8 protein-coding genes and 1 pseudogene are annotated in these 6,783 nt (G+C 67.2%); 2 read left to right on the top strand and 7 right to left on the bottom strand.

What is annotated here, in order from left to right; translation table 11 throughout:
- Positions 1-328: 328 nt before the first annotated feature.
- A complete protein-coding gene (locus tag QN345_RS13840; RefSeq protein ID WP_322189723.1) occupies positions 329-592 on the bottom strand; it encodes a hypothetical protein in 264 nt (87 codons plus the stop codon).
- A gap of 164 nt (positions 593-756) precedes the next feature.
- On the opposite strand from QN345_RS13840, the gene QN345_RS13835 reads away from it, so the two are divergent.
- Positions 757-1,434 carry a CG0192-related protein gene (locus QN345_RS13835; RefSeq protein WP_134561154.1) on the top strand — a complete coding sequence of 226 codons (678 nt, stop codon included), beginning with the start codon at positions 757-759 and terminating at the stop codon, positions 1,432-1,434.
- 148 nt (positions 1,435-1,582) lie between these two features.
- Positions 1,583-1,789: a hypothetical protein gene (locus QN345_RS13830; RefSeq protein ID WP_134449470.1), complete on the top strand. Its 207-nt coding sequence runs from the start codon at positions 1,583-1,585 to the stop codon at positions 1,787-1,789.
- A 16-nt stretch (positions 1,790-1,805) separates the two neighbouring features.
- Here QN345_RS13830 and QN345_RS13825 read toward each other — a convergent pair whose 3' ends face one another.
- From QN345_RS13825 to QN345_RS13800, 6 genes and pseudogenes are all read right to left on the bottom strand, one after another.
- A complete protein-coding gene (locus QN345_RS13825; RefSeq protein ID WP_134561155.1) occupies positions 1,806-2,870 on the bottom strand; it encodes a thioredoxin domain-containing protein in 1,065 nt (354 codons plus the stop codon).
- Positions 2,871-2,912: 42 nt separating this feature from the next.
- Positions 2,913-3,353, bottom strand: coding sequence for a transcription antitermination factor NusB (nusB, locus tag QN345_RS13820; RefSeq protein WP_134559877.1), 441 nt, complete (start codon positions 3,351-3,353; stop codon positions 2,913-2,915).
- A complete protein-coding gene (gene efp, locus QN345_RS13815) occupies positions 3,353-3,913 on the bottom strand; it encodes an elongation factor P (RefSeq protein WP_134449467.1) in 561 nt (186 codons plus the stop codon). The genes nusB and efp overlap by 1 nt, the downstream gene beginning before the upstream one ends.
- A gap of 182 nt (positions 3,914-4,095) precedes the next feature.
- Entirely contained in the window at positions 4,096-4,521 is a 426-nt protein-coding gene (locus QN345_RS13810; RefSeq protein ID WP_134561156.1) for a DUF779 domain-containing protein, read from the bottom strand.
- Positions 4,522-4,653: 132 nt separating this feature from the next.
- Positions 4,654-6,177, bottom strand: a complete 1,524-nt coding sequence (locus QN345_RS13805; RefSeq protein WP_134449465.1) for an aldehyde dehydrogenase family protein — start codon at positions 6,175-6,177, stop codon at positions 4,654-4,656.
- Positions 6,178-6,257: 80 nt separating this feature from the next.
- Positions 6,258-6,783, bottom strand: a pseudogene (locus QN345_RS13800) (transcriptional regulator); the annotation flags it as partial.

Raw genomic sequence — 6,783 nt, 5'->3', positions numbered from 1 at the left:
GGGGTGTGTGACTGGGGATCGGAAGCTCCTGCCATACCCCGATTCTACCCCGAATCGAACACGAATACGAGACTTACGCACATAATTTTAGGATTCTCATCTTGAGTTTCACACCTGAAGACGGTTGATTCTCCTGCCCATGGTTCCGAATTCAGGAGATCCGCCCGGGCGGGTAACTCGGGTCCGCGGACAAGTGCAGCCGATCCCACCCGGCCGCACGGAACTCCTGAGTTCGGGACGCTCACCGACGTGCGGAACATCGCGCAGCAGAGGTCCGAGATCCTGTCGGCCGGCTGCGGGAGGGCGCGGAATCGAGTCAGTGAGCGACTCAGCGGAAGCGGGTCTCCTTGACGAGGCTGCCGTCCCTGGCCCAGGTGCGCCAGACGCCGATCTGGCGGCCGCGGTCGAATTCTCCCGTACGCATCAGCGTGCCGTCTGTGCGGAACCACTCCCACTCGCCGTGGAGTTCGCCATCGAGGGTGCTCCCGCTCGCCTTGGTCTCACCAGTGGCATAGTGGTCGACCCGCGACGTGGGCGACGACGCGTGCAGACCGCCTGGTGCAGCGGACGACGGGATCGGCTCTGGATTCACGCCCCCAGTCTGCCAGCCGACGGCTCACGCCGACAGTGGCGGAGTGACCTCAACGCCGCCGACCAGTCGGCGACGTGCGGACGGATACGGACTTCCCGGCTGTTCTAGACGTCTCCGGCCTGACAGCCCTTTCTGCCAGGCGGACGTGCCCTACCATCGAGGTCATGGCACTCATCCACCGGGCCCAGCTTCGGCCGTCCAAGCTTGAACTCGTCGAACCCTGGCTGCGGATGCAGTCCTGGTTCGCCGGCGATCCCTCCGCCCCCCTGACGGCCGTCGCGGCATACCGTTTTGACGATCCGGCGGGTGAGGTCGGCATCGAAACGCTGCTCGTGCGTGCCGGCGACGGTCCGGTGCTCCAGGTGCCGCTGACGTATCGCGATGCGCCCCTCGAAGGCGGCGACGCCTGGTTGATCGGCACGATGGAACACTCGGTCCTGGGTCGTCGCTGGACATACGACGCCACCGGGGATCCCACCTACATCGCCGCGCTCGCAACGACCATCCACCGCGGCGGCACCCAGGCCGACGAGTTCGTCGACGTCGACGGGGACCTCGTCTTCCGGGAGTCCACGGCGACGGTCGCAGGCAGCGGGACCACGGATGCGTCCACCCCGGCACTGTCGTCGACGACAGCTCTCTCGACCAGGGACGAGCCCGGTTCGACCGTGGTCGAGGCCGGCTCCCTGCGCCTCGTCGTACTCAGGGTGCCCGGCAGCCCTACTGCGGAGACGAGCGTTCTCGCGGCCCGGACGCCCACCGGCGGCGTCCCGGAGCACCTCTCCGGCACCTGGGCCGATCAGCCGCGCTCACGGATCCTGGCCCTGGCCATCGCACTCTGACCTGCCCGCCTGACCTGCTCCGCCTGGACCACGCCGACACCGTCACCGGGTGTTCACCGAACAGAAGTTGCGGTCGGGCCCGGCACACGTCAGGATTGTCCCGCGGCAGGCATCCGCTGGCGAAAGCACGTACAGATGAAGGATTTGAATGGACCGGACGGACCTCGTTCAGTTGTTTTCCGTCGTGGACGCCGGCCCGGCGCGCTGGGAGGTCCGTCACGATGTGACCGATGAACTCGCGGGCATCCTCGAGCGCACGCCGCGCGGGTTCCTGCTGGTCAACGAAGACGGGCAGCGGATCGGCAGCTTCGACTCGATCGCGAGCGCCCTCGAAGGCCTCTACGCCGTCCTGTAGCCAGGCCGGATTGCGCTCAGGCGCCCGACGACCCCTCGGTCGTCGACTGGCCGGATCCTGAGCCAGAGTCGAGGAATGCCTCGAACTCACGGCTGTCGGTCAGTCCGCCCGGGTACTGCGCCCCGTCGACGAGCACGGTCGGCGTGCCCTGGATCGAATCGATCTCCGCTCCAGGGATGGGCCCGTTGAGGGCGGCATCGGTGTTGGCCTCCGACCACATCTGGTAGTCGCCCTGCGCGATGCAGGCGGAGATGTCCGTACCGGCCGGCGAAAGCGCAGCGAGTTCAGCGTCAGTGAGGCCCTGGGTGTTCTCCTGCGGCTGGTTCGCGAACAGGGCCGCGAGGTAGTCGAGGGTCGAGTCCGGAGCGAGTGTTGCGACGCAGGTGAGCGCGGAGGATGCCCTGCTCGAGTAGTACGTGCCCTGGGAGGCCTGGTCGAGGAAGGTCAGCGCGTGCAGGCGCAGTGTGATCGAGCCGTCATCGACGCGGCTCGCGAGCAGCGCTCCGTTGGTCGCCTCGAACTGGGCGCAGTACGGGCACATCGGGTCGATGTACTCGTCGACGATCTGGCTGCCGGTGCCGACGGACACGTAACCATCGTCGAAGTGGGCCGCGCCGAGCGTGCCACTCGGCAGGAGGCCCTGCGAGGCGTCCGGTTCGCTCGTCGCCGAGGTGACCGGCCCGCCGAAGCCGCCGTGCTGGGCCATGTTCAGGAAGACCCGACCGAAGGCCGCAGCGAACAGGATCGAGAGGACAATGAGGACGGCCGTGGACGCCAGTCCCACGTAGCCGATCACAAGACCCGCGATGGCGAGGCCGCGCCCCCGTTCACCGCGGCGTGCGATCTGGCCGAGCGCGATGTGCCCCGTGATCACTGCGACGAGGGACACGACGAACGCGGACACGAGAGAGACGATCGCGAGCGTGTTCGTGCGGGGCACCTGGGGGTACTCCTGCTGCCGGTAGTCCTGCTGCGGGTACGGCTGGAGCGAATCCTGATGCGGCGTTCCCTGCTCGGGGGACGCCGGCAGACCGGACTGGTCCGGGTATGACGGGAACGGCTCTGGATTGTCGTTGCTCATGATCTTCCCCTGGACGAACGGTACGGGACGGTGCGGACGAGCCTAGGGTGCTGCGGGAGCAGCCGACGCCGGCGGGGCCGTCTGCGCGATCCTGCCGAGCAATCCGTTGACGAACCCGGCCGAATCATCCGTCGACAGGATCTTCGCGGCCTCGACGGCCTCATCGATCGCGACGGCGTGAGGAACGGCATCGTTGAACAGGATCTCCCAGATCCCGATCCGCAGGATGGCACGGTCGACGACCGGCATCCGCTTGAGCGTCCAGCCCTGCGAGTAGGTCTCGATGAGTTCGTCGATCTCCTCGCGGTGATCGACGACGCCGTCCACGATCTCGCGCGCGTACAGCCAGGAGGCCATCCGCGCGGGTTCGCTCGCGGCCCGCTGCGCCTCGGCGGCGAGCGATTCGGGGATCGTGGTCTGCCGCACGTCGGCGGCGTACAGGATGTCGAGCGCGCGCTTACGCGCCTTCGTTCGTGCGCTCACTAGTTGACGCGGCCGAGGTAGTCACCGGTGCGGGTGTCGACCTTGACTTTGGTGCCCTGTTCGAGGAACAGCGGGACCTGGATCTGGAACCCGGTCTCCACGGTGGCGGGCTTGGTGCCGCCGGTGGAGCGGTCGCCCTGCAGGCCGGGTTCCGTGTACGTGATTTCGAGCACGACGGATGCCGGCAGCTCGACATACAGCGGGTTGCCGTTGTGGAGGGCGATGGTGACGTTCTGGTTCTCGAGGAGGAAGTTCGAGGCCTCGCCGACGACGACGTTGGAGACGGTGAGCTGGTCGAAGTCGGAGACGTCCATGAAGACGTAGGAGTCGCCGTCCGCGTACAGGTACTGGAAGTCCTGACGGTCGACGTTCTCGGTCTCGATCTTGGCTCCGGCGTTGAAGGTGCGGTCGACGGTCTTGCCCGTGACGACGTTCTTCAGTTTGGTGCGAACGAAAGCGCCGCCCTTGCCCGGCTTGACGTGCTGGAAGTCGGTGACGGCCCAAAGCTGGCCGTCCATGTTGAGGACGACGCCATTTCGGATATCGGCGGTTGATGCCATGGAAAGCGTTTCCGTTCATTCAGTTCAGTTAGGAAGGTGCGCGGCCGAATCGGCCTCAAACGAGTGTAGTTGCCCGGAGGCTGAGAGCCAAAGGCGGGCCAACGGGCACTCCGCGGGTTCGGCCACCCCCTGTCGCGAGTCACGAACGACCGGGGATGGGCACGACCTTCCCGAACGAGCCCTCAGCCGAAGCTTTCCATCAGGCGGGACCGGATCAGGAAACGCACGCCGCGCGGAGCCTCGAGGGAGAAGCCGCTGCCCCGGCCGGGGACGAGGTCGACCGTCAGGAACGTGTGGCTCCAGTATTCGAACTGTTCCGCCGACATCCAGAAGTCGACGGTCTGGGCCGTTTCACCGGCCGGCGCGATGTCGAGCCGGCCCAGCAGCACGTCGCGGTCCGAGGTGATGAACTCCCCGGCCGGGAAACACATCGGCGAACTGCCGTCGCAGCATCCGCCCGACTGGTGGAACATCAGCGGTCCGAACTCGGCCCAGAGCTCGCGCAGGGTGTCGACGGCGGCCGGCGTGAACTCGACGCGCGGCGTGGTCTCCCCCGGAACCGTGACGGAGGCGATGACCGTGGTTGTTGAGGGCGCTGCTGGCGACATTGCCTGGCCTTTCATCGTTCGATTCACGCTCGATGGTCATCGGGCGGGATGTGCACCAACGGTAGTCGAGCTGCGGGACGGCCGAAAGGGGCCACCGGTCGATACCGGCGGCCCCCTTCGGCACGATGCCGTTTAGAAGAAGCCGAGGGGCTTCTCCGAGTAGGACACGAGCAGGTTCTTGGTCTGCTGGTAGTGCCCGAGGGCGAGCTTGTTGTTCTCGCGGCCGATGCCAGAGCTCTTGTACCCGCCGAACGCGGCGCCGGCAGGGTAGTGGTGGTAGTTGTTCACCCACACCCGGCCGGCGTGGATGTCGCGCCCTGCCCGGTATGCCACGTTGCCGTTCCGGGACCAGACGCCCGCGCCGAGCCCGTAGAGGTTGTCGTTGGCGATCGAGATGGCGTCCTCGTAGTCGGAGAAGCTCGTGACCGCGAGGACCGGCCCGAAGATCTCCTCCTGGAAGATGCGCATCTTGTTGTTGCCCTCGAAGATGGTCGGCTGCACGTAATAGCCGCCGCTCAGGTCACCGCCGAGGTCGACACGCTCACCGCCGAGGGCGAGACGGGCGCCCTCCTGCTTGCCGATGTCGATGTAGGACAGGATCTTCTCGAGCTGGTCGTTGCTCGCCTGGGCCCCGACCTGGGTGTCGGTGTCGAGCGGGTTGCCCTGGATCGCCTTGCGGGTGCGCTCAATGGCGCTGCCGAGGAAGCTCTCGTAGATCGGCTTCTGCAGGAGCGCCCGGCTCGGTGCCGTGCAGACCTCGCCCTGGTTGAAGGCGAAGAGCACAAAACCTTCCTGGGCCTTGTCGTAGAAGCTGTCCTGCTCCTGGGCGACGTCGCTGAAGAAGATGTTCGCGCTCTTGCCGCCGAGTTCGACCGTGGCAGGGATGATGTTGGCGCTCGCGTACTGCAGGATGAGGCGGCCCGTCGTGGTCTCGCCCGTGAACGCGATCTTGCGGATCCGCGGGGAGGACGCAAGCGGCTTGCCCGCCTCGAGGCCGAACCCGTTGACGATGTTGAGCACGCCGGGCGGCAGGATGTCGCCGATCAGTTCGATCAGCACCATGATCGACACCGGGGTCTGCTCCGCCGGCTTCATCACGATCGCGTTCCCTGCCGCGAGGGCGGGGGCGAGCTTCCAGACGGCCATCAGGATGGGGAAGTTCCACGGGATGATCTGGCCGACGACGCCGAGCGGCTCGTGGAACTGGTACGAGACGGTGTCGTTGTCGAGTTCGGCGTGGTCGCCGTCCTGCGAGCGGATCGCAGCAGCGAAGTAGCGGAAGTGGTCGCTCGCGAGCGGCAGGTCGGCGTTCAGCGGTTCGCGGATCGGCTTGCCGTTGTCCCAGGTCTCTGCGACGGCGAGCAGTTCCTTGTTCGCGTCGATGACGTCGGCGATCTTGTTGAGCACGGCGGCGCGTTCCGTCGCCGTCGTCTTGCCCCAGGCCGGCGCGGCCCGGTGGGCGGCGTCGAGCGCGAGTTCGATGTCCTCCGCCGTTCCGCGGGCGACCTCGGCGAACGGCTTCCCGTTCACCGGAGAGATGTCTTCGAAGTACTGGCCCTTGACGGGCTTGACCCAGCCCCCGTTGATCCAGTTCTCATAGCGGGGCTTGAAGGTGACTTTGGCGCCCGGGGTCCCGGGGTTGGCATAGACGGTCATTTCTCTCCTCGTCGACGACGTTGTCGGTGGGGTCCGCCTGCTGCGGACCTGGCCCGAGCGTACGCGGAGGGACCGTTGCGTCAGGGTTGCGGGAGGTTGCGCCCGCCACCCGGGGCGCCGGTTTCGGCGAGGTCCGCCTCGATCTTCGCGAGGCGAGCGACGACGGATGCCCGTTTCGGCGACCGGGGCGGCAGCAGTTCCAGGCACGCGCGCCAGACCTCCTCGTCCCAGGCCGCCTCGTCGCTGCGGGCGTACTCGAGGAGCAGGTCGGGGCTCGCGTCGCTCAGCAGCGCCTGCCGCAGCCGGGAACTGATCTCCGAGCGGATCTCGACGATGCCGGGGGCGACGGAGGCGGGCAGCAGCGGCCCGCGGTGGGTGCCGAGCGCCACCCGGTGGGCGCCACGTTCGAGTAGGGCGAGCACGCGTTGCGCATCCAGCTCGACCGGCGAACCGAGACGGTACGGCCGGGAGGCGATCGAGATGGGCGGGGCCGTCCCGTCGAGGACCTTCCGCAAGCGAACCATCTCCGCGCGCAGGTTGTCGACGGAGTTCGACTGGTCGCTCAGCAGCTGGGACAGCCGGTCGGCGGTGAGGCCGTCCCGGTAC

It is taken from the genome of Cryobacterium sp. 10I1, from assembly GCF_035019805.1.
Classification (GTDB): domain Bacteria; phylum Actinomycetota; class Actinomycetes; order Actinomycetales; family Microbacteriaceae; genus Cryobacterium; species Cryobacterium glucosi.
The sequence above is the reverse complement of the archived record's forward strand: the minus strand, read 5'-3'. Positions and strand labels throughout refer to the sequence as shown.

What these genes read in the sequence shown, in the direction of transcription:
- QN345_RS13830 (WP_134449470.1), top strand. Translation starts at nt 1,583, where the DNA reads ATGGACCGGACGGACCTCGTTCAGTTGTTTTCCGTCGTGGACGCCGGC.
- QN345_RS13810 (WP_134561156.1), bottom strand. Translation starts at nt 4,521, where the DNA reads ATGTCGCCAGCAGCGCCCTCAACAACCACGGTCATCGCCTCCGTCACG.
- QN345_RS13835 (WP_134561154.1), top strand. Translation starts at nt 757, where the DNA reads ATGGCACTCATCCACCGGGCCCAGCTTCGGCCGTCCAAGCTTGAACTC.
- QN345_RS13825 (WP_134561155.1), bottom strand. Translation starts at nt 2,870, where the DNA reads ATGAGCAACGACAATCCAGAGCCGTTCCCGTCATACCCGGACCAGTCC.
- efp (WP_134449467.1), bottom strand. Translation starts at nt 3,913, where the DNA reads ATGGCATCAACCGCCGATATCCGAAATGGCGTCGTCCTCAACATGGAC.
- QN345_RS13805 (WP_134449465.1), bottom strand. Translation starts at nt 6,177, where the DNA reads ATGACCGTCTATGCCAACCCCGGGACCCCGGGCGCCAAAGTCACCTTC.